This is a genomic window from Bacillus sp. FSL E2-8887, from assembly GCF_038007205.1.
In the GTDB taxonomy this organism is placed as follows: domain Bacteria; phylum Bacillota; class Bacilli; order Bacillales; family Bacillaceae_G; genus Bacillus_A; species Bacillus_A mycoides.
This window is the reverse complement of the sequence record NZ_JBBOWS010000001.1, coordinates 591,840-614,247: the sequence shown is the minus strand read 5'-3', so window position 1 is coordinate 614,247 and position 22,408 is coordinate 591,840. Positions and strand designations below refer to the sequence as shown.

General features: G+C 36.2%; 20 protein-coding genes. 7 read left to right on the top strand and 13 right to left on the bottom strand.

Annotated elements, in window-relative coordinates:
• Positions 1-147: 147 nt before the first annotated feature.
• Positions 148-1,020: a Cof-type HAD-IIB family hydrolase gene (locus NSQ08_RS02935; protein WP_256485616.1), complete on the bottom strand. Its 873-nt coding sequence runs from the start codon at positions 1,018-1,020 to the stop codon at positions 148-150.
• A gap of 134 nt (positions 1,021-1,154) precedes the next feature.
• Here NSQ08_RS02935 and NSQ08_RS02930 point away from each other — a divergent pair, with 134 nt between their 5' ends.
• A complete protein-coding gene (locus NSQ08_RS02930) occupies positions 1,155-1,769 on the top strand; it encodes a DNA-3-methyladenine glycosylase (RefSeq protein WP_061689552.1) in 615 nt (204 codons plus the stop codon).
• Positions 1,770-1,948: 179 nt separating this feature from the next.
• Here NSQ08_RS02930 and NSQ08_RS02925 read toward each other — a convergent pair whose 3' ends face one another.
• The 4 genes from NSQ08_RS02925 to alsS all read right to left on the bottom strand — a co-directional run bounded on the left by NSQ08_RS02925 (position 1,949) and on the right by alsS (position 6,870).
• Positions 1,949-3,058 (bottom strand): glycosyltransferase, encoded by a 1,110-nt coding sequence (locus NSQ08_RS02925; protein ID WP_240380977.1) that lies wholly within the window; start codon positions 3,056-3,058, stop codon positions 1,949-1,951.
• A gap of 50 nt (positions 3,059-3,108) precedes the next feature.
• Positions 3,109-4,188: a tetratricopeptide repeat-containing glycosyltransferase family 2 protein gene (locus NSQ08_RS02920; RefSeq protein ID WP_033708831.1), complete on the bottom strand. Its 1,080-nt coding sequence runs from the start codon at positions 4,186-4,188 to the stop codon at positions 3,109-3,111.
• Positions 4,189-4,406: 218 nt separating this feature from the next.
• Positions 4,407-5,165 (bottom strand): alpha-acetolactate decarboxylase, encoded by a 759-nt coding sequence (gene alsD / locus NSQ08_RS02915; RefSeq protein WP_340780035.1) that lies wholly within the window; start codon positions 5,163-5,165, stop codon positions 4,407-4,409.
• A gap of 16 nt (positions 5,166-5,181) precedes the next feature.
• A complete protein-coding gene (alsS, locus tag NSQ08_RS02910) occupies positions 5,182-6,870 on the bottom strand; it encodes an acetolactate synthase AlsS (RefSeq protein ID WP_113768995.1) in 1,689 nt (562 codons plus the stop codon).
• A gap of 400 nt (positions 6,871-7,270) precedes the next feature.
• On the opposite strand from alsS, the gene NSQ08_RS02905 reads away from it, so the two are divergent.
• Positions 7,271-7,828 carry an HAAS signaling domain-containing protein gene (locus NSQ08_RS02905; RefSeq protein ID WP_113768994.1) on the top strand — a complete coding sequence of 186 codons (558 nt, stop codon included), beginning with the start codon at positions 7,271-7,273 and terminating at the stop codon, positions 7,826-7,828.
• A gap of 24 nt (positions 7,829-7,852) precedes the next feature.
• A complete protein-coding gene (locus NSQ08_RS02900; RefSeq protein WP_113768993.1) occupies positions 7,853-8,449 on the top strand; it encodes an NDxxF motif lipoprotein in 597 nt (198 codons plus the stop codon).
• A gap of 154 nt (positions 8,450-8,603) precedes the next feature.
• Here NSQ08_RS02900 and NSQ08_RS02895 read toward each other — a convergent pair whose 3' ends face one another.
• Both NSQ08_RS02895 and NSQ08_RS02890 read right to left on the bottom strand, forming a co-directional pair.
• Positions 8,604-8,957: a YlbF/YmcA family competence regulator gene (locus NSQ08_RS02895; protein ID WP_002125511.1), complete on the bottom strand. Its 354-nt coding sequence runs from the start codon at positions 8,955-8,957 to the stop codon at positions 8,604-8,606.
• A gap of 143 nt (positions 8,958-9,100) precedes the next feature.
• Entirely contained in the window at positions 9,101-10,246 is a 1,146-nt protein-coding gene (locus NSQ08_RS02890) for a DUF445 domain-containing protein (RefSeq protein WP_340771303.1), read from the bottom strand.
• Between the two features lie 125 nt (positions 10,247-10,371).
• Here NSQ08_RS02890 and NSQ08_RS02885 point away from each other — a divergent pair, with 125 nt between their 5' ends.
• Together NSQ08_RS02885 and NSQ08_RS02880 are read left to right on the top strand one after the other, a co-directional pair.
• Complete coding sequence (locus NSQ08_RS02885) at positions 10,372-11,424, top strand: YheC/YheD family protein (protein ID WP_002140521.1); 1,053 nt, start codon at positions 10,372-10,374, stop codon at positions 11,422-11,424.
• A gap of 19 nt (positions 11,425-11,443) precedes the next feature.
• Positions 11,444-12,904 (top strand): YheC/YheD family endospore coat-associated protein, encoded by a 1,461-nt coding sequence (locus NSQ08_RS02880; protein WP_002140519.1) that lies wholly within the window; start codon positions 11,444-11,446, stop codon positions 12,902-12,904.
• A gap of 16 nt (positions 12,905-12,920) precedes the next feature.
• Here the strand turns inward: NSQ08_RS02880 and NSQ08_RS02875 are convergent, their stop codons facing one another.
• A complete protein-coding gene (locus NSQ08_RS02875) occupies positions 12,921-13,166 on the bottom strand; it encodes a hypothetical protein (RefSeq protein WP_340771298.1) in 246 nt (81 codons plus the stop codon).
• Positions 13,167-13,656: 490 nt separating this feature from the next.
• On the opposite strand from NSQ08_RS02875, the gene sasP reads away from it, so the two are divergent.
• Positions 13,657-13,860: a small acid-soluble spore protein, SasP family gene (gene sasP / locus NSQ08_RS02870; RefSeq protein ID WP_000013349.1), complete on the top strand. Its 204-nt coding sequence runs from the start codon at positions 13,657-13,659 to the stop codon at positions 13,858-13,860.
• Positions 13,861-13,911: 51 nt separating this feature from the next.
• On the opposite strand, the gene NSQ08_RS02865 is transcribed toward sasP, so the two are convergent.
• The 5 genes from NSQ08_RS02865 to NSQ08_RS02845 form a co-directional block, all read right to left on the bottom strand.
• On the bottom strand, positions 13,912-14,646 hold the full coding sequence (locus tag NSQ08_RS02865; RefSeq protein ID WP_002010843.1) for an amino acid ABC transporter ATP-binding protein: 735 nt from the start codon (positions 14,644-14,646) through the stop codon (positions 13,912-13,914).
• A gap of 28 nt (positions 14,647-14,674) precedes the next feature.
• Positions 14,675-15,373 carry an amino acid ABC transporter permease gene (locus tag NSQ08_RS02860; protein ID WP_033706449.1) on the bottom strand — a complete coding sequence of 233 codons (699 nt, stop codon included), beginning with the start codon at positions 15,371-15,373 and terminating at the stop codon, positions 14,675-14,677.
• Positions 15,360-16,157: an amino acid ABC transporter substrate-binding protein gene (locus tag NSQ08_RS02855; RefSeq protein WP_002030008.1), complete on the bottom strand. Its 798-nt coding sequence runs from the start codon at positions 16,155-16,157 to the stop codon at positions 15,360-15,362. The genes NSQ08_RS02860 and NSQ08_RS02855 overlap by 14 nt, the downstream gene beginning before the upstream one ends.
• Before the next feature lie 303 nt (positions 16,158-16,460).
• Positions 16,461-18,461 (bottom strand): ABC transporter ATP-binding protein, encoded by a 2,001-nt coding sequence (locus tag NSQ08_RS02850; RefSeq protein ID WP_002140515.1) that lies wholly within the window; start codon positions 18,459-18,461, stop codon positions 16,461-16,463.
• Positions 18,458-20,218 (bottom strand): ABC transporter ATP-binding protein, encoded by a 1,761-nt coding sequence (locus NSQ08_RS02845; RefSeq protein ID WP_002140514.1) that lies wholly within the window; start codon positions 20,216-20,218, stop codon positions 18,458-18,460. The genes NSQ08_RS02850 and NSQ08_RS02845 overlap by 4 nt, the downstream gene beginning before the upstream one ends.
• 628 nt (positions 20,219-20,846) lie before the next feature.
• Here NSQ08_RS02845 and gapN point away from each other — a divergent pair.
• Positions 20,847-22,286 (top strand): NADP-dependent glyceraldehyde-3-phosphate dehydrogenase, encoded by a 1,440-nt coding sequence (gene gapN / locus NSQ08_RS02840; RefSeq protein WP_088035237.1) that lies wholly within the window; start codon positions 20,847-20,849, stop codon positions 22,284-22,286.
• The last annotated feature ends 122 nt before the right edge of the window (positions 22,287-22,408 follow it).

The window sequence follows — 22,408 nt, the reverse complement described above, 5'->3', positions numbered from 1 at the left end:
CTTTGGCAACATCATCCACTTTACAACAGTTTCCTAGAGTATTCAAGTAAATTGTATAGATTCCATACACAATTCACAATCTAAAACGTTTTCATTCATTTTAATAAGTTCAACAAAAAAACGTAGCCAAAAAGCTACGTTTTTCTTTCATCGTTTCGGTGTATGTTTATGATTCTTTAAAAAAGGAAGCGGGAATTGCTTACGAAAATGCTCTTTAATCATGTACTCTACGCCGTTCTCAGTATTAGAACGTGTAATCCAGTCCGCCGCCTGCTTTAATTCTACAGGGGCGTTCCCCATTGCTACCCCGAGCCCAACATTTTCAATTACCTCTAAGTCTTCTATGCTATCTCCAATCGCAACCATTTCACTAAGGTTAATATTTAAATGCTCCCCAAGTAATTGTAAACCACGTAGTTTTGATACATTTTGAGGGAGAATTTCTATATGTCTTTCATCACACTCGACGTACTCTACATCTTGAAATGCCTTTTTTAACGTATTCATCCCTCTTTCTTTTTCACCTTTCGTATGGAAAACAATATCAATTTTTGGCGCAGCTACTGGATGATCACGCAGTGCATCCCCTAGCGAATCTACAAATTGAACTGGATAAAATAACGGATCTGCGCTTGATAATACAGTACGCGCAATTAAGTTTGGTGTATTTCTCTCACGATTCCCAATTGAATATCGTTCATGAGAAATGCGAACATTACAATCAAAATGCTCTAACACTTGCACAATATTAAAGGTTTTCTCTTCAGATAATCTCCTTTGAGCGAACGGCTTATCTAACGATGCTGAAACGAAAGCACCGCCATGCGTAACTAATATAGAATCTAATTTTAACGCCTTCGCTATTTTATGAGCAGATTGAAAATTACGATTCGTAAATAATGTAACGTATACATCTTTTCTTTTCACAAAGTCAATTGTTTCTCGTATCCCTTTTGCGATTTTTCCGTTGTTGTATAGTAGTGTCCCATCTATATTAAGAGCTAGTAAGCGATAAATCATGTCGCACTCCCCCTCTTCGCTGTTGTACTCTATCCATAATTTATGAAATAAATGTAGTAAATAGAACGAGTTAGAATTACTACTGAAAATTTGGTTTACTATATACATATACAACTGGCAAAGGAGATAGTACAATGCAGGCACCTCCTTCTTTTTATGAAGGCGATACGTTAGAGGTCGCAAAGAAGTTACTCGGACATAAACTCGTTCATATTGTAGACGGCATAAAGCGGAGCGGAATTATTGTAGAAGTAGAAGCATACAAAGGTCCAGATGATAAGGCCGCTCATAGTTACGGAGGCAGACGGACTGATCGAACAGAAGTAATGTTCGGCGCACCAGGACATGCTTACGTATATTTAATTTACGGCATGTATCATTGCTTTAACGTAATTACAGCACCAATCGGCATCCCGCAAGGAGTTCTCATTCGTGCTCTTGAACCTGTAGATGGAATCGAAGACATGAAACTAGCGCGCTACAACAAAACTGACATTACGAAAGCTCAGTATAAAAACTTAACAAATGGCCCCGGAAAACTATGCCGCGCGCTCGGAATCACTTTAGAAGAGCGCGGCGTATCACTTCAAAGTGATACGTTACATATTGAATTAGTTCCTGAAGAAGACCATTTATCATCCACACATAACATAATAGCTGGCGCTCGTATTAATATTGATTATGCAGAAGAAGCCGTTCACTATCCATGGCGGTTTTATTATGAAAAGCATCCGTTTGTTTCAAAATAAAGAAGCTATCCTATAAGTAAGTGAAACCAACTTATAGGATAGCTCTTTTTTCGTAATTCATCACACGTCGAAAAGCCGAAATCCGGGCTCGGATTTCGGTTTTGTTTCTATAAAAGAAACCGTTGTTCCTCCAACATTGCCAAATACAGCTCATCTCCAAAGAGAAAATCTTAAAAGCATTATTTTTTTAATGCATAATAATTATCTAAATTGAATTTCGACATAATGAAAGTTCCTGTTGGCGTTAAAAGTTGTGACATAGATTGTATGACCTGAGGTAATTGAGCTAACTCAATAGGATGTGATAACAAAATGTACTGGAATTTTTCATCTGTAAATACCTCATGTAACTTGTCATACTCAGCAGAAGTTGTAGGAGCTACCCTATTTGCAAGAGCTGCTGCTTTTTCATTAATTTCTGCTCCAAATATGGGAACTGCTCGATAACGCCTTTTCATTTCTAATAAAGTTGCACCACATCCAGCTCCTATATGAAGAATATTCACTTGATCAGGCGCAAATCGATCTACAATTGCTAGTAAATCATAATGAATGTATAAACTTTCACCATAAAATCCCCATTTTTCATACAATTTTATATTATTTGCATGTAAAACTACAGAAAATTTCATACTATCTTCTTTCCATGAGACACTTCCGTAGTGATGAATAAATGTATCTTTACATAAATACAGTTTATATCCTTTTTCAAACATTCTTAGTGACAAATCATCATCTTCATAATTCCCCGGTGTAAATCGTTCATCTAATAATCCAACTTCATCTAACACTGATTTTTTTATAAGCATACAGAATCCGATTAATTTCATACGTTCTTCCCATTTATCTTTATCACTTTGATTATATAAAGTTGCAAACTTCTGCATTCCTTCAATATCTTTATAAAAAGTTTGTATAGCAGTATAGTAAGCGGCATTATTAGTTACGGGCCCTACCGCTCCAGCATCCTTACTTTCATATAAACACCGAATTAAGTTGCTTAGCCAATTTTCAGTTACGACCACATCATTATTCAATAATAGAATATTGTCACCTTTTGCCTCTTTAATTCCCTGATTGCATCCCTTTGGAAAACCCATATTCTCCGCATTTTCCACTAGCATAATATCCGATTGTTTTTGTAACCATTCTACAGTACCATCTGTTGATGCATTATCCACAACTATTAACTCATACTCTTGTTCCACTGTATAAGTTCTAATACTTTGGATGCATTCTTTTGTATATTGTAATTGATTATGAGTCAATATAATTATACTTGTGAGCATGAATCAAACTCCTCTCAGCAGCCAAAATGATTATCTAGTATTATTAAATATTATTTTTCCGATAAACTATCAAAATATTTTCTATTATATTCAATGCTTGGATTATTAGGTATGAACTGTGCAGCTTGTTCGTTATGATAAATTGCCTTTTCATATTCTTTTATTCGATCATAACAAATACATAGTTGAATATGCGGCAACCATGTATGACACTCTTCTCGGACAAACGGAGAATCCTTTGGTCGTGGCCCGTCAATTGCTGCATGGTACCAATATATCGCTTTAGAATATTCTCCTTGTTGCAAAAATACACGTCCTAAGTGGCAACAAAGTTCTCCTCTAGGCGTGTCATACGTAAATGATTGCAAACAAGACTGTATAGATTTTTTTAAGTCCCCCAATTCTAAATAACATTCGGCTCTTTTTAAACAAGCTTGAATGTTATCTTCAACCCAACCCTTTTCTTCATCTAAAAACCTAGAATACCCCTTAACAGCCTTATCAAATAATCTGTGATCCTTACATTCATTTGCATAATAGTACACATCGCGGGGGCTAAACTCTTTTCCACTCTCAAGATGTTTTTCATATATTTTCAAATTACGATTAGTATATGCTTTTTCTTTTTTATGACTTACCCCTACGTCACTATTTATAAGATTTCCATACACCTCTAAATATTCATGAACAAATCCATACCATTGAAAATTTCTACTTCTGTTGACTAATCGATATCTCCTTAAAGAATGTGTTGGATTTCCTTCTATATCAAAAGTTAAATAATATTTCATAGATACTGCATCCGCACTACGATCTAACGTATGTTTTAACTGCAACAATTTCTTTATATCTTCCGTATCTATTATGTCATCTGCGTCTAGCCAAAGAATATATTCTTTTGTAGCTTTAGAAAACGCAAAATTTCGTGCCGCTGAAAAATCTTCAATCCATTGAAAATCATAAACTTTCGCGTCGTACTTCTTCACAATTTCTTTTGTACCATCTGTTGAACCTGTATCTACAATAATAATTTCATCCACAACACTTTTAACCGATTCTAAGCATTTTGATATAGTTTGTTCTTCATCTTTTACAATCATGCATAAACTAATAGTAATGGAGTTTTCCATCATATCCCCCCTATCCTTTTGATGTATATGTTTGGAGAGAAATTTATATTTCTTTTGCTTCAAAATTGAGTTTTCATTTTACAAAAGAAACATAATGAGGCGGTGCAGTGAAATTGGATAGGGGAATTTCACTCGAAGATTGCAAATCAATGAAAAAAACCGAAGCCTGAACAAGACTTCGGTTCTTTATATAGAGAATACATAATTTCGATTCCTTTTTACTCCGCACCTTCCGCGGTCGCAATATCATTCTCTAAGTTTTCTCTTGATAATTCCGCCGCCATAAAATCAGCTGTTTCAGGAAGTGCTAAATGCATATGAGCTTTTTGACAAATTTGGATCGTACAGTTTTCTACAACATAGTCGAAAACATGTCCGCCACCGCTTCTTTCATCATCAATATAATGTAAGTGGAAACCAGCTACACCAATACCTTGCGCGTAATCTGGTGTCCAAAATCCAGCTAGCGTACCTTCTGTATCTTTAAATGAAAAGATCGGTTGTGATTTCGTCACTTCAACGAGCGGCGTATACGGTTTTTCTTGTCTTGGAACAGTTCTCGTTCTTACTTCACGGAACGTTCCATCCATTCGAATACCATAAAATAAGTTTTTACTTGGCATTAACTCATGTAATAATGCTTCCACTTCTTCACGATTCATCGGACGCTCTACCGTATAACTCATTTCTTTTTCAAAAAACGTTACAGTCGCAAACGGTGTTGTTTCTTCCGGTTCTACTTTTTCCGCTGAACCGTCTGAACGTAAATGATAAAACTCATTATCAAACGCAATCATTTCACCATCTAATTGATCAAATGTACCGATGCCAAAATCACCACGTTCTTTCAGTTCCTCAAAGTTAATAACACCATCGTATATACCATCTAATAGCGCAAGCATTGTAGATGTTTGATATACTTCATTACTCATTTTCGTTCTTTTTGCATCAATATCAATTAATTGCGCAACAATCATCTCACTCATGCCCCCATCAGTTTAATTGGTTTGGTAATAATTTTTCGCTTAATTTAATGTTGTCACGGTAGTCAATTGGAATATCAATAATGACAGGACCTTCTGCTTCTAACGCTTCTCTCAATACACCTTCTAATTCGTCTGGTGTATTGACACGAAGACCTATTGCTCCGAAACTTTCTGCATATTTCACAAGATCAACATCGCCAAACTCTGTAGCTGATGTTCTACCGTATTTCATCATTTGTTGGAACGCAACCATATCATATGTACCATCTCTCCAAACGAGATGGACAACAGGCGCATTTAAACGTACCGCTGTTTCTAATTCCATCGAAGAGAATAAGAAACCACCATCACCTGACACGGAAACAACTTTCTTGCCCGGTTCAACTAAAGTAGCTGCAATTGCCCAAGGAAGTGCAACACCTAACGTTTGCATACCGTTACTAAATAATAGTCTACGTGGTTCATAAGAACGGAAACATCTTGCCATCCAAATAGAATGGGAACCGATGTCGCATGTAACGGTTGTATCGTCACTAATTAAAGAACGAAGTGTACGAATGACTTGAAGTGGATGCGTAACACCTTCTGAAGCACGATTTGGAACTTCTGCTTGCTCTGATAATTTCGAGCGTAATCGTTCTAAAACTGCTTCTGATTTCGTATTTAATACAAGCTTCGGTAATTTCTCCGCAATGCTATTTACAGTTAAAGCGATATCGCCAATTAATTCACGCTCTGGTTGGTAATCATGGTCGATATCTGCTTGGTGATCATCAAGGTGAATAATTGTTCTATCGCCAAGTTTATTCCAGAATTTCGGATCATACTCAATTGGGTCATAACCGATCGAAATAACAAGGTCTGCTTCTTCTAGTAAAATATCACCTGGTTGGTTACGGAATAATCCAACACGGCCGAAGAAATGATCTTCTAACTCACGCGAAATTGCACCAGCTGCTTGATATGTTTCAACAACAGGAAGTTCTGTACCAGCAATTAACTCACGAACTGCTTTCGTTACTTCATTGGTGCTTGCTCTCATACCGAGTAAAATAACTGGTAATTTCGCTGATTTTATTTTTTCTACTACATATGTAATTTCATTTGTGGGAGCGATTCCAAGCTGTGGCTTAGAAAGCGCACCTATAGATTCTACTGTCGTTTCCGCAGTCATAACGTCTTGCGGAAGACTTACAAGTGTTGCTCCTGGATTTGTAGAAGTAGCACTTCGAAATGCATTAGTAAGTGCTTCTGGTACATTATCAGGATGCTCGACTTCTACGCTATATTTAGTGATTGGTTCGAATAATGCAGCATTATCCATAGATTGATGCGTACGTTTTAATCGATCTGTACGCGGAACTGCACCAGCTAAAGCAACAACGGGATCACTCTCCGCATTCGCAGTAACAAGACCTGTCGCTAAATTTGATGTCCCTGGTCCTGAAGTTACAAGACATACGCCCGGTTTCCCTGTTAATCTACCAATAGCAGCTGCCATAAATGCTGCATTTTGTTCATGACGACAAACAATTAACTCTGGTCCTCTTTCTTGCAGTACATCAAATACAGAGTCAATCTTCGCTCCTGGAATACCGAAAACATGTGTAACACCTTGTTTAATTAAACAATCAACAACAAGATCTGCTCCTTTTGTTTTTGTTTTCACGTCGTTTGCTTTTACACCTGTACTCAAACTAATCATCCCTTTATTTCATAATGTGTGTAATAAAGATTTTTAATTTCACCTAGTTAATTAATGTGGTGAAGTATTGTTTATCATTATATTACAAATGCATTATTTTTCCAACGATATAAATTTGACAGTATTTTGACAACCTCTAAGGAATGCGCTTACAAACCTTTGTTTATCCTAAAATAACATTTTTATATCTCCTCTAAAAATGCACGAAAAAATTCCATCTAATCACAGTATTAATAAGATTATAGTACCTTGCAAAGAACATTACTAAATGATATATTTGTAAATATTGGAATACCCAATAATTGGAACGCACCTTATAATTCGTATCCCCCTTTTCAAAAGATAGGATTCTCAGCTGTAATTCATCATTTTATAAAGGAAAGTGATTGTTATGAAGAAAAATGAATTTTTGGAACAACTTAGTTCTTCCCTGCGGAATATGCCTAATGTAGAAAAGAAAGATATTATCTCAGAGTACGAAACTCATTTTATCAGTGGTAAACAAGATGGGAAATGTGAAGAAGAAATTGCTAGAAAACTAGGAAACCCTAAAACGATCGCGAAAGAGCTTAATGTCTCCTATACAATACATAACGCTGATAATAAACGAAGCTTTAAAAATATGATAACCGCACTATTTTCTGTTATGAGTTTAAGTGTTTTAAACTTTACCTTTATCATTATCGCCTTTTTCGTACTACTCTTTTTATTACCGATTCTTCTAGCACTTATCATTGCTACTCCACTATTAATCATCTCACCTATTTTATTAATAGGGTTAGGATTTTTTAAAGGGTTTCATCAAATCAGTTATTCCGATGTTTACAATGTGTTCATCGCTTTTTGCAGCGGTTTACTCATATCCGTCATATCTTACCAAATGGTAAAACATCTATACGCAACTTTAGTAAAGTATTTGAAATGGAATATAGCTATTTTACAAAGATAATAATGAATATAAAAGGAGATTAAAATGAAGAAGTATACTTTATATCTACTCATGTTACTTACAATTTTATTTCTATCAGCTTGTTCAAACAGTGCACAACCTAAGGAAGAAAACGATGTGCAATCTATTAAAGATGTAACGATAAAAATTCCAGAAACTATATTCACTTCCTCAAAAAAGAATGAAACGATTAACGAAGACGAAATGAAACAAAATATAAAAATTTATTTAGATTATAGCGGAGAGTTAGACGAAAACATCGTTCCACTTTCATCATCTATGTCTGACGAGAATGTCACGGAATCCGACCGAGAGAAATTAAAGCAACTAGTAGATTTAGCGCAACAAAATGATGCGAATTTCCATGATTTTATTAGTAACAATACGATCCCTGATGATTACAAAAAACCTTCGAAAGAAATGTATGAATTCATTTCAGCATCTACGGCACTTTCAGTAGAACTAGAGCACGAATTAGACAAAATCGCGCAAGATGGTAACTTATTCAAAACCGATTTTTCTTTTACAAAACGCTTTGAGAAAGTTAATGGTAGGAAGCAAAAAGAAATTGAAAAGTTTTTGAAAGAAAAAAATATTAGAACTGAGTATTTCAACAAGTAATTATATATGTAAAAGAGAAATTGAAAGATACATCATATATCCCCTTCAAAACAGTCACTAACACATGGCTATTTTGAAAGGGTTTTTTTTGTGGAAGGACTATCAAATTTCCTACACAAAAAAAACGCCCCCATACTAGGAGCGTCTTCTATCATTACGCTTGTTGCGCGCTATATAATTCTTCAAGTGGCTTCATGATGATTTTGTTAACGTCAGTGATAACGATGTTTAAACGTTGCTCAGTTTCCATTAACTTTGTAATTTTTGCATCTTGTTGAATGCGAGCTACAACTTCTTGTGCTTTTTGGTTGTCTTCTTCAGTTATTTCTTGGCCTTGCATCATTTTTTGTTGTAAGCCAAGTTGCATCGCGCGGAACTCTTCGAATAAGTTCTTTGACTCTGCATCTCCTTGTACTGCTGCGTAGCTTGCTTTTAGTGTTTGGAAATCTTCGTTTTCAGCGATTGTTTTTTGTAATTCATATGCAACATCATGAATGTTTTTTGTCATTTTATTTTTCCTCCTTTAGAAGGCTAGCGCTTTTCGCTCGCACTGCCTTTTAAGTGCATTTACATACGCACCTCTTCCTACCATATCAAACTATGCAAGAGATGGGAAGAAATTTCACTTTTATTTCTATGCACCCATCTTTATTACTTAAGGAACAAGAGTAACAACCCTTGAATAAATCCAATTGTTCCTCCTAATAACGCCCCTAAATATGTAATCATTTTTAACTCATTTTTTGTAATGGACAATACGAGATCTTCTAGTCTCTCTGTTGAAAATGTAGATACTTCCTGCTGGACAATTTCCGCAAGCTGTAGATTTCCCAATATACTTCCCACATTTTCTGTCCCCCACTTCAAGCCTTTCTCTACTGCGCTAGGGACCACTTTTTCAACGATTGTTTCTCGAACTGGCTCACATACTTGCTGAACAGACTGATTTAAAAATCTACTCACTGTTTCCTCTACTTTAACCGCTGACAATATGGAGTTCACAATCATTTCTTTCTCTACGAACGTTTCTAATTCTTTTACGTCTCTTCCTTTTAACTTTTCCCACTCTTTTTGCAGTACATCAGTTAACAGACGCTCTGTTCCATCTTGTCCTAAAAACTTAATGACTTCCGGCTGCACGCGATCAACTAAACTTACATTCCCTAAAAACATACCAACTAAGTTAAGCAGCGTTCCCCTGGAAGCGAAAAAGTCATCAATCATTTTTGAAAGGCGTTCCTTTCCTTCTTCACTTTCCAAAAAGCTAATTCCTCTTTTTAAAATAAAAGATGCTACATTCGGAATCGCATTCTCTACTTTTTCATGAACAGAATGAGGTAACGCCTGTTCCCATGTATATGTATAGTACTCTGCTAAAAATGCATGAATTTTTTCTGTAATAACATGTTCGATTTTCCCGATCGCCTCTTCTTCTACATGTTCTAAATTCCATTTTTCTAACATATCCCGTAACGACTGTTCATTTGTAATTACTTTATCAACTTCCACTCGTGTCCAGCGAATTAAACTGGTTTGAAACTCTTTATTTGTTAGTTTTTTTCCGATTCCTTCTGGTGTTAACAAATGGTCTACAACCATTTTACCTAATTGAACAGCAAGCTCATCGCGGCGTTTCGGAATTAACCCTGGCGTAAATGGAACTTGAAACTTCCCAATATAAATCGGACGATGAGGACGAAATAACATTTTTATCGCTAAATGATTTGTGTATCCTCCAATAATTGCCCCGAGCCCTGTCGTTATTAACATATTTAACCATATATTCATCACAATCAACCTTTCACTTCTCCAAAACTATAGCATATCATCATACGGACAAAAGTATAATGGTATAAAAACGTATTTGCAATATATAGCTTCGCCTATAATGCAAACATCTTATTACTAAAGGAGTGATTTCGTTGGTTCTTGGTCTTTTAACTTCCGGGCTCCATCACGAGCAAACGTATTACACCGAAATCGCTAAGCGAGCTCGTCTTTATCATAACGTCGTTGCCCAATTCACACCGTTTAGCATTGATTCAAAGACAGATCTTGTTTCTGGTCTTATTTACGATACAGATACAGGAAATTGGATAGATCAAACCTTTCCCATTCCTTCATATATATATGATCGTTGTCATTTCAAAGAGGATGAGGAATTCCAACAAGCAAATGCGATTATTCATTCATTACACAAACGTTCTTCCACTACTTTTTTAAACAACACACTTATTAACCCAAGCGATTTACACAATCTTTTTCTTACTAATAAACGTCTTTCCCCTTACGTACCAAAAATAATAAAAGGAACAGTACAAGGAATTTTTAAATTACTACTAGAAACAAGAGATATTATTATAAGACCAATCAATATACACTCCAATGAAAATTTATATCGGGCCACTTACAAAAATAAAACATTTCATATCGATACAATAAATGAACAACATCATACTTCTACTCAATTCAAACGAACAGATAAATTTATATCATGGTGCAAATCGAACATACACTCATTCCGTTATATGATTCATCCAATGTTACAACCTCCAAATCAACTATCATATCCGATTCATATTCGAACCATTATGCAAAAAAATAAAGAACAGAATTGGCAAGTGCTCGGTCAATTTATACAAAAATCTTCATTCCCAGCACAATTTTTACTTTCAGCAACAGAACGTTCTATGTTACATCCATTTTCTAAAATTAAATATTTACTTTCTCCAACTGGCGTTCAATTATTAAAAGATGCTTTACATGATGTTGTAAATGAAGTGTTTAAAACACTCGATCAGTCCTATTCTTCATTATTTGAACTAGAGCTTTCTACCATTATGGATCAAAAAGGTGCCATTTGGCTTATGTACGTCAATACGATGCCTTCTTACGATGTTTATACTAGGTACAACGACGAACTGGCTGAACAAATTTTTCATGGTCCATTAAAGTTTAGCCGATTTACACCATAATGAAAGGAGGAAATCCCTGTTGAAAGAGCACATATATACATTAAGTATTTCAGATGAGCATCCAAATAGTATTACTTTACCTTACGTTTTTTCTATTACACCACCAATTACATCCTTTTTCTTTGGCTTACGTTATATTACATGTGAGAATATTAAAATTCATTATTCATTCACGCGAGAAATTATTATTGGCGAACAGATTGCAGCCGATCTTTTACTACCGCATTCAGCAACAATCCATGCCTTCTTACACAATCAAACCATTGTTTTCGGCCCATTAATCGGGATTTTCACAACTGGCTTTAACGATGATTCTAATTCTCCTTTAGGAAGTCGTTCCATCTCTCTCAGTGAGTTATTAACACCACCATTCACATTGCAGCCATTTGTATTTGTCTTTGGCATTCAACATATAAACTGGGAAGAGGAAACAATTGAAGGGTACTTCTTTCAAGAAGGAAAATGGGTAAAAAACAAAGTCCCTTTACCAAATGTCATTTACGACCGATTACCAAATCGGCAAGCAGAAAATTACAAACCTATCGTAAGAGCAAAAAAACGTTTAGAAAGCGACTATGCGATTCCGTGGTTTAATCCGGGATTTTTCAATAAATGGGAAGTGCATCAACTTTTAATGAAAGAAGATTCAATTAAACCATTCTTACCAAATACAGAAGTATTTCAACATTTTGAACAAGTAGAACGACTTCTCGGTACGCATAAGTACATTTATATGAAACCAATACACGGTAGCTTCGGAAGAAATATTCATCAAATACTCTATTCTCAAACTGATAATTGCTACTATTGTCGTTACCGTGAAAATGAACAAAACAAACTAAGAAAGTATCAATCATTAGAAGCCCTTCTTAACCATGTGTTAAAAGGACATGATTTAAAAAAGTTTATCGTACAACAAGGTATCTCACTGCTTCGCTTCGAAGGGCAACCCGTCGATTTTCGCATTCATACAAATAAAAACCATTTTGGTAATTGGGTAGTCAGTGCAATCGTCGCTAAAATCGCCGGCAAAGGTAGCTTAACAACTCATGTAAATAGCGGCGGTGATACGAAATTACTTCAGGAACTATTTCCTGATTCAACAAAGCAAGTTCAAATTGAAAATAAACTAAAACAAACAGCCTTACAAATCAGTTATGCACTTGATGGGCAAGTAACCGGGAACATCGGAGAAATTGGTTTTGACATTGGTTTAGACACCACGGAAAACCCGTGGCTATTTGAAGCAAATTCTAAACCGGGGCGAACTGTATTCCAAGATGAAAAGTTAAAAGAACAAAGTGAACTTACGCGCCAATTATTTTATGAATATGCCATCTATTTAACTGAACACTCTTTGCGCGACAAGAAAGAAAAAATGTCACAAATAAAATCAGATCCTTCGTCACATACCGAAAACATCCCTTCCCCTATGATTAACTCACAAATACAAAAACAAAAACTTCCACCTCCTTCATAAGGTGGAAGTTTTTTATTTAAACGAGCTTCACTACAACTTCTGTTTCCACATTACATACTCTGCAATAAAAAACATGATTGCAATACTCCTGTGAATTATTATGTGTTAAACCGTCTACTGCACTTAATAATTCTTGATCCATATATGCACTGTAATCGTCTATGTAATCTACAGTTTTCCCATAATCTTGGAGTATACCTTGGCAATTTTGACAAGAATATGTTTGTGATTCTAGCGCGTTGCAAAGCGGGCAAATTCCCATCATGATTCCTCCATACGTTATCGTTTAAAAACAATTAAAAAGCCCTTTTTTTAGATTGAAGAGAGCATCTAGCCGTGCATAGACGCGGTCAGTTCCTTTTTCTGCCCCATCCTGGGTTAAAACAGAACTATGTAGTTGCTCCCGATTTAATTTTCATTTTACTAAACTGGAATTTGTCTCACTTTAACAAATCATAAGTTAAGTAAGCCAAGCTGGTTATACAAGGAAAAAAACGCATATGATTTCGCTCTTAGTTTAGCCTTCTTTCTTAAAAATACAACGATTACTCTTATTTCATAATTTACGAAATGATGAAATATTTTTTACAAAATTTACAAATTATTTTGTTGTATATCTTTCTAGGTAACATCCATACTATGAGTACAAACTTAATTACCGATGGATTAGCGCCAAACGGGGCGATAATCTGGTTCAAATCCAGCTAGTCCAACCAAAAAAATTTTTATAACTCTAAGGAGGATATATTCCTATGGCAAACCAAAGTTCTTACAATCAATTAGTAGTACCAGGTGCAACAGCAGCAATCGATCAAATGAAGTACGAAATCGCTCAAGAATTTGGTGTACAATTAGGAGCAGATTCTACGGCTCGCGCTAACGGTTCTGTTGGTGGAGAAATTACAAAACGTCTAGTTGCAATGGCTGAGCAAAGCCTTGGCGGATTCCAAAAATAAATATATATGGCAAAAAGGTCTCAAGGCATATGCCTTGAGACCTTCCTTAATTTATTGCAACATTTGTAAAAACTTCTTCGTTCGTTCTTCTTTTGGATTTGTAAATACATCTTCCGGTGTACCTTGTTCGACAACGACACCGCCATCCATGAAAATAACACGGTTCGCAATTTGATGAGCAAAGCGCATTTCATGCGTTACAATGACCATCGTCATTCCTTCTTTAGCAAGTTCTTTCATAACCTTTAAAACTTCTTGGACTAGCTCAGGATCAAGTGCTGACGTTGGCTCATCAAATAGTAAAACTTCCGGCTCCATCGCAAGCGCACGAGCGATTCCAACGCGCTGTTGTTGTCCACCTGATAATTGGAACGGATATAAGTCTACTTTATCCGCAAGACCAACTTTTTCAAGGAAATAGTTTGCTTTTTTCTTCGCTTCTTCTTTCCCCATCTTTTTCACTGTAACGAGCCCTTCCATTACATTGTGAATTGCTGTTAAATGAGGAAATAGATTATGGTGTTGGAATACCATACCTGTTTGCGTACGAAGATTTACAATATCTTTCTTCGATACTTTTTGAGAGAAATCGAGCTCTTTATTGCCGATGCGAATGTTACCAGCGTTCGGCGTTTCTAACACGTTGAGACAACGTAAGAATGTCGTTTTACCAGATCCAGATGGCCCGATAATAACAACCACTTCGCCCTTCTCAACTGATAGGTCTATATGTTTTAATACGGTATTATCTCCGAAACTTTTTTGTAAATGTTGAATTGAAATCATAAAAACAAAAACTCCTTTTATGAAAGGGTTATTTTAGAGTATAACGTTCTGAACGTTTTTCTAATATTTGTTGCACGATAGATAATAAGAAGCAAATTACCCAATAAATTAGACCTGCTTCAAAATAAACAATTAAAAACTCATAGTTCATTGCCGCAATTTCCTGCGCTTTTCGGAACATTTCTGTTACTAAAATTAACGACGCTAATGACGTATCCTTCACTAAACTAATAAATGTATTAGAAAGCGGCGGAATTGATACGCGTGTTGCTTGTGGTAAAATAACACGTTTTAATGCTTGCGGGTATGTCATCCCAATTGTGTAAGCTGCTTCCCACTGTCCTTTCGGGATTGAAAGGATAGAAGCACGAATAATTTCAGATGCATATGCACCTACATTTAATGAAAATCCAATAACTGCTGCTGTATATGGCTCAACCTCAATATTAAGAGTTGGAAGACCATAGAAAATAATAAATAACTGTACAAGAAGTGGCGTTCCGCGAATGATAGATACATAGATACGAGCAATCCATTGTAAAATACGACTACCTGAAATACGTGCGAGCGCTGTTAACGTCGCAAGTATAATACCGATAATAAATGTAATAAGCGTTAACGGAATTGTCGTAAAGACAGCTTCCTTCAGCATAGGCGCGAAGGAAGTCTGCATAATATCTATCCAAGTAGACAATCGATCTGACATCAATGCGCTACTTAGATACATTTTCACCGAACCATTTTTTCGTTATTTTATCGTACGTACCATCTTTTTTCATATCCTCTAACGCTTTATTTACTTCTTGTACAAGTTTGTCGCTACCTTTACGGAATAAGAATCCACTTTGTGACGCTTCTTTTTCTGTATCTACAATTTTAATTTTTGCATCTTTTTTCGTTTCTAAATAGTTTAACACTGATAATTTATCATTGATTGTGAAATCAACGCGGCCAGAACTTAATAATTCTGCTGCTTGGCTAAATCCTTCTACACCTGTGATTTCCGCACCATTTTTCTTAGCAATATCTGCGTAGTTACTTGTTAAAGATTGTGCTGCTTTTAATCCTTTTACGTCAGCAAATGTAGCAGGTTTATCTTTATCTTTCGCAATAACTAATGCTGCTGAAGAAGAAATATATGGACTAGAGAAGTCATATTTCTTTTGGCGATCTTCACGAATACCAACTTCGTTCGCAACCATGTCGAAACGTTTTGCATCTATTCCTGCAAGTAAGCTATCCCATTGTGTTTCTTTAAATACAGGCTTTACACCTAAACGTTTTGCAACTTCTTCTGCTAATTCAACGTCAAACCCAGTTAATTTATCGTTTGTATCGTGGAACGTAAATGGTGGATATGTACCTTCTGTACCAATTACAAGCTCACCGCTTTGTTTTATCTTCTGTAATGCATCTTGATTAGCTGTATCTTTTTTCTCTTCTTTACCGCAGCCCGCTACAATCCCAATCGCTAATGTAGTTACTGCAAGCACTGAAAATAATTTTTTCATGATAGTAGTCCTCCAAGTATTCTGATAGGAATTTAAAAACTATATTGATTGTATGCAATTTCGAACAATTTTTCAATGAAAATGTTCTTATTTAGTTTAACCTTTTTCTTCATAATCAAACAAAATGGAAAAATAGCGCTACATACAAAAAATAAGTAACATTTTTTAATATAGCATTTATAAAGAAAAAGGTAAAACAATACCTACTTATTTATAAGTTTTTCAGCCGGTGAAATATATTAACTTCTAAGCGGACAATCCTATCAAAAAAGAACTTGCGAAAATCGCAAGTTCTTCTAAAAATTAAGCACTCTGGTTTCCTTCCATTTGCGTTTTATACATATCGTAATAACGCCCGCGCTTTTTCATTAATTCATCATGGGAACCTTTTTCCAAAATCGTTCCTCTATCAAGCACAATAATTTGATCAGCGCTCTTAATTGTTGAAAGACGATGAGCGATAATAAACGTCGTTCGTCCTTTTTTCACAACTTCTAGCGCTTGTTGAATCATCGCTTCTGTTTCTGTATCAATACTGGAAGTCGCTTCATCTAAAATTAAAATAGCAGGATCAAAAGCAAGTGCCCTAGCAAACGATATAAGCTGACGTTCTCCGGTTGAAAGTGTACTTCCTTTCTCCGTAATTTTTTCATCTATATTGTTCGCAAACCTTTCCGCACCAACATCACGTAACGCCTTTACGATGCGATCTTTTGAAATTTTTTCATTTTCTAAGCTTACATTGGATGCCACTGTCCCGCTAAATAAAAACGGATCTTGCAATACAATTCCCATATGTTCACGTGTTGCTTGTTTCGGCATCTCTGTTACATCGTGACCATCAATCGTAAGCTTCCCTTTTTGAAATTCATAAAACTGAAAGAGCACATTCATAATGGAACTTTTTCCTGATCCAGTATGACCGACAAGTGCCACTGTCTCCCCTTGTTTCGCTTCAAAAGAAATATTTTTTAATACTTCATCTTTTCCATTGTAAGAAAACGAAACATTATCGAATTTCACATTTCCGGTTAAGCGAGGCATACGTTCTTCTTCTACTGCCTCTCCCTTTTCCTCTAGCAATTCAAAGACGCGCTCTGATGCAACACGCGATTGCTCTAAGTTAGCAAGTTGGTTCACCATGTTCGTAATTGGCGAGAACAATCTCGTTAAGTAATCGACGAAAGCATACAGTATCCCTAGAGAAAGGAGGCCAGAAGCACTTAATGAAGCACCACCGAAATACCAAATTACACCTGTAAAAGCGATGTTTCTTAATACAGACACTAAATTATGCGAAGTTGCTGCATTTAAATTTAAAATTTTATTTTGATATTTAAAATAATCACCATTTAACTCTTCAAATTCCTTCTTCGTTTCATGTTCTTGACGAAATGCTTGAATAATTGGCATCCCTTGAATTGATTCATTCACTGTTCCGTTAATATCCGATAAACGCGAACGCATTTTATGATTGTATACAGACGCATACTTTCTATACATAATCGCCCAAACAATTAAAATTGGGATGATGAGTAAGCATAGTGCCGCCAGTTTTACATCAAGTAAAAATAGCGCAGCGAAAATCCCGATAATATAGATGATACTAGAGACGAATGTCGCAAGCACTGTTACATATAAATCACGAATCGCTTCTGTATCATTCGTTACACGCGATACAATTTTCCCTGCTGGTAAATGGTCAAAATAACGAATTGGCAACGTTTGAATATGGGAAAAGACGTCTTCCCTCATAATTTGAATAATTTTGTTTGCCGCCTTCTGTAAGAAGAACTGCTTTCCGTATGCAAATAATGATACGACTACTAATAAAGCGAAATATCCACCGCCAAGTAGTAATAACCTATTTATTTCTGGTTTATAAAACGCAAATACTTCTTCTTTCGTTAAGGCTTTCGATTTATACACTTGCACTGCCTTACCACTTTGCACTGTAAGCACATCACCCTTAACAGAACGAGTTCCTTCAAGCGTTATTTTATTCGGTACAAAATAGTACTGAAAACCAACTTGAATCACTCGGACTTCTTTCCCTTTTTGCTCACCTTGTTCAAAGCGATCACTTCGCTTATAAAAGGCGCCATTATATGAAACAGCATCCTCACTCTTTTCTGTTTCATACCAGGGTCTCTCTATTCCAACGATATGCTCATCGATCATCGTTTTTGCGACGAAAGGACCCGCGAGTTCTGCAATAACGAAAACAAATAGCATCGCCATCGCTGCAAAAATCGGCCCTTTTACTTTCATCGCGTATTGAAACAATCGTTTTGAAACACTCATATTTTCACCCCACTATCCGTACTTTCACTTTCACCTTGTTGTCTTTCGAACTGCTCTGCATACCAGCCCCCATTTCGAACGAGCGCTTCATGCGAGCCTTCTTCAATAACCTCACCGTTATCCATAACGAGAATCCAATCAGCATGCTGCACTGCTGACAAACGATGCGTCGTTATAATCGTCGTCTTCCCGCTTCTTTCTGTTCGTATGTTTTCAATAATTGCCGCTTCAGTACGAGCATCAACAGCTGATAAAGAATCGTCCAAAATTAAAATTTCCGGATTTTGAATAACAGCCCTCGCAATCGAAATCCTTTGCTTTTGCCCACCTGATAAAGAAACTCCTTTCTCTCCAACAAGCGTTTCTAAACCTTCCGGTAAAAACTCTAAATCCTTTTTAAACGCAGCTATTTCAATCGCTTTTTCAAGTTCTTCTTCAGTCGCTTCTCTGTTTCCGAATAAAATATTTTCCTTCGCTGTTTTTGAGAACAAAATGTGTTCCTGAGGTACATACCCAATCCAGCCAAGTACGTTATCATTCGTAATTTTATCTAGCTTCACATCAGAAACCGCAATATCCCCTTCCCCAAGTGGATATTGACGAAGAAACTGACGAACGAGCGTCGTTTTCCCGCTTCCTGTTTTCCCAACAACGCCAAGTGTCTCTCCTTGTTTTAATGAGAACGAAACATTTTTTAAATTTGTTTCAATTGATGAAGGATATGAAAAAGTAACATTATCAAATTCAATGTAATCTGGCTCTTGTACAACCTTTGGATCTTTCGGATTCTTTACATCCGGTTCATAAGCTAACGTTTCATTTACACGGTCGAGCGACGCATTTCCTCTTTGCATAACATTAATCAATTCACCAATTGCAAACATCGGCCAAATCATCATCCCTAAATAGACGTTAAAAGAAACGAGCTCACCAAGTGTCACCTTTGATTGGAATACGAGATATGCACCGTACACTAAACCAATTAAATAACTAAGACCGACGAGCATTTTTACAGTTGGCTGGAATAATGCATCGATTCTTGCTACTCTCATATTTTTCTCGTATACGTCATCTCCTAAATGATGAAACCTTTCTTGATCAGCATTCTCCTGTACATACGCACGAATAACGCGTACACCCGCAATTGATTCAAGTACTTTATCGTTCATATCCCCGAACGCATCTTGCGCGACTGTAAATCTTTCATGCAACTTCTTTCCGTATCTATTCATCGCATACGCCATAATCGGAAGCGGTATAAGCGCAGCAAATGTTAACTGCCAACTAATTGAAAAGCCCATCATACAAACGATTGTAAGCATATATAGACTAGAATCAACGAGCGTTAATATACCAAAACCAGCTGTCATGGAGATTGCTTTTAAATCATTTGTCGCTCTCGCCATTAAATCGCCAGTACGATTTTTTTGATAAAACGTCGGTGTCATCTTAAGTAAATGCCCCATAAATTTTGAACGCATCGTTTTCTCAAGTACGAACGCACCGCCAAATAGTTGGTGCTGCCAAATGAAAGTAAGTACATACCCAACAATCGTTACCCCAAGTAAAATAAGAATATATTGCATAATCGCCTCATTCGTTAAGGCTCCCGTTTTAATATTATCAATTGTAATTCCTAACACTTTCGGTGGAATTACCTCTATCACGTTTACAATTAAAAGTACCCCAATTGCAATACTATACCTTTTCCAATGCTCTCTAAAAAACCAGCTTAACTTTAGTAATACTGAAAACAATATAACCTCTCCTTTCTCGTTCCCGTTTGATTCACATTTCTTTATCCGCTATCCAAACCCATCACATTTACATTTCGTAAGCCATACAATTTCATCACATTTTTCCACCTTCCAAATTCTGATTTTTTATAGTAACAAGGAAAATAAACAAAAAAAAGCATACCGCCGCTTGACGATATGCAATAGAATGCATAAAAGCGTACGTTACGATATACGCAACGTACGCTTCTCATAAGACAAAAAGGTCCTATATATCCGCACGGGTTGCGTAATGATATGAATATTTTCCGCCATTTAATAGAGCTAAGCCCATTACATTTACGATTACAATCATTACGCACACCCCCTTCATTTATTTTCCATTTATAATCTTACAACTTTATTGAGTATTCTGTCAATTATTTTTTTCGCTTTAGAATAAAATAATCTTTTATCACAAAAAATAAAAGTGATGCATTCTGCTTATAATTCAGTTTGAAATAAGAGAATCTTCTGTAAGAAAGGGCATACAAAATAAAAAAATAGTAAGAAATCGTTTTCACAAACATTTCATTTGAAAAATATTATCAAACCACCTACAATCACCTTATACTCACTCTTACAAGTTGCTATTTTAGGAGGACTAATCATGACAACTAGCAATACGTACAAATTTTATTTAAACGGAGAATGGAGAGAAAGCTCTTCTGGTCAAACAATCGAAATTCCATCTCCATACTTACACGAAGTAATTGGGCAAGTACAAGCAATTACTCAAGGAGAAGTAGATGAAGCAATTGCATCTGCAAAAGAAGCTCAAAAATCATGGGCTGAAGCTTCTCTACAAGATCGCGCAAAATATTTATATAAATGGGCTGATGAGCTCGTAAATATGCAAGATGAAATTGCCGATATCATTATGAAAGAAGTCGGTAAAGGCTATAAAGATGCGCAAAAAGAAGTCGTTCGTACAGCTGACTTAATTCGTTACACAGTTGACGAAGCACTTCACATGCACGGTGAAAGCATGATGGGTGATAGCTTCCCTGGTGGATCTAAATCTAAACTTGCGATTATTCAGCGCGCACCACTTGGTGTTGTATTAGCAATTGCACCATTTAACTACCCAGTAAACTTATCTGCTGCAAAACTTGCACCAGCACTTATTATGGGTAACGCTGTTATCTTCAAACCAGCAACTCAAGGTGCAATTAGCGGTGTTAAAATGGTTGAAGCACTTCATAAAGCTGGCCTTCCAAAAGGTCTTGTAAACGTAGCTACAGGACGCGGTTCTGTAATTGGTGACTACTTAGTAGAACATCCTGGCGTAAATATGGTATCGTTCACAGGTGGTACAAATACAGGTAAACATTTAGCGAAAAAAGCTGCGATGATTCCACTTGTATTAGAACTTGGTGGTAAAGATCCTGGTATCGTTTGTGAAGATGCAGACTTACAAGAAGCTGCAAAGCATATCGTAAGCGGTGCATTCTCTTACTCAGGTCAACGTTGTACAGCTATTAAGCGTGTACTTGTACATGAAAATGTAGCAGACGAACTAGCTGGCTTATTAAAAGAGCAAGTAGCTGAACTATCAGTTGGATCTCCAGAACAAAACAGCACAATCGTTCCATTAATCGACGACAAATCTGCTGACTTCGTTCAAGGTTTAATTGACGATGCTGCTGAAAAAGGTGCAACAATCGTTATCGGTAACAAACGTGAGCGCAACCTAATTTATCCAACATTAATCGACAACGTAACAGAAGAAATGAAAGTTGCTTGGGAAGAGCCATTTGGCCCAATCCTTCCAATCATCCGTGTTTCTTCTGACGAACAAGCGATTGAAATTGCTAACAAATCAGAGTTCGGTCTGCAAGCAAGTGTCTTCACAAAAGACATTAACAAAGCATTTGCAATTGCTAACAAAATCGACACTGGTTCTGTTCAAATTAACGGACGCACAGAGCGCGGCCCTGACCACTTCCCATTCATCGGTGTAAAAGGTTCAGGTATGGGCGCACAAGGTATTCGTAAGAGCCTTGAGTCTATGACTCGTCAAAAAGTAACTGTATTAAACTTAGTTTAATCTTATATGTAGCAGCTGATCTAATATTTAGGTCAGCTGCTTTTTAGTTAAAATCCTCCGGGACTTAATAACAAATTCTTCTCTATAATCTGATTATTACTATATCCATTGACGTATAAAAA

Coding starts and splice junctions, on each gene's coding strand:
- NSQ08_RS02935 (WP_256485616.1), bottom strand. CDS start 1,020: ATGATTTATCGCTTACTAGCTCTTAATATAGATGGGACACTACTATAC.
- NSQ08_RS02930 (WP_061689552.1), top strand. CDS start 1,155: ATGCAGGCACCTCCTTCTTTTTATGAAGGCGATACGTTAGAGGTCGCA.
- NSQ08_RS02925 (WP_240380977.1), bottom strand. CDS start 3,058: ATGCTCACAAGTATAATTATATTGACTCATAATCAATTACAATATACA.
- NSQ08_RS02920 (WP_033708831.1), bottom strand. CDS start 4,188: ATGGAAAACTCCATTACTATTAGTTTATGCATGATTGTAAAAGATGAA.
- alsD (WP_340780035.1), bottom strand. CDS start 5,165: ATGATTGTTGCGCAATTAATTGATATTGATGCAAAAAGAACGAAAATG.
- NSQ08_RS02905 (WP_113768994.1), top strand. CDS start 7,271: ATGAAGAAAAATGAATTTTTGGAACAACTTAGTTCTTCCCTGCGGAAT.
- NSQ08_RS02900 (WP_113768993.1), top strand. CDS start 7,853: ATGAAGAAGTATACTTTATATCTACTCATGTTACTTACAATTTTATTT.
- NSQ08_RS02895 (WP_002125511.1), bottom strand. CDS start 8,957: ATGACAAAAAACATTCATGATGTTGCATATGAATTACAAAAAACAATC.
- NSQ08_RS02875 (WP_340771298.1), bottom strand. CDS start 13,166: ATGGGAATTTGCCCGCTTTGCAACGCGCTAGAATCACAAACATATTCT.
- sasP (WP_000013349.1), top strand. CDS start 13,657: ATGGCAAACCAAAGTTCTTACAATCAATTAGTAGTACCAGGTGCAACA.
- NSQ08_RS02865 (WP_002010843.1), bottom strand. CDS start 14,646: ATGATTTCAATTCAACATTTACAAAAAAGTTTCGGAGATAATACCGTA.
- NSQ08_RS02860 (WP_033706449.1), bottom strand. CDS start 15,373: ATGTATCTAAGTAGCGCATTGATGTCAGATCGATTGTCTACTTGGATA.
- NSQ08_RS02855 (WP_002030008.1), bottom strand. CDS start 16,157: ATGAAAAAATTATTTTCAGTGCTTGCAGTAACTACATTAGCGATTGGG.
- NSQ08_RS02850 (WP_002140515.1), bottom strand. CDS start 18,461: ATGAGTGTTTCAAAACGATTGTTTCAATACGCGATGAAAGTAAAAGGG.
- gapN (WP_088035237.1), top strand. CDS start 20,847: ATGACAACTAGCAATACGTACAAATTTTATTTAAACGGAGAATGGAGA.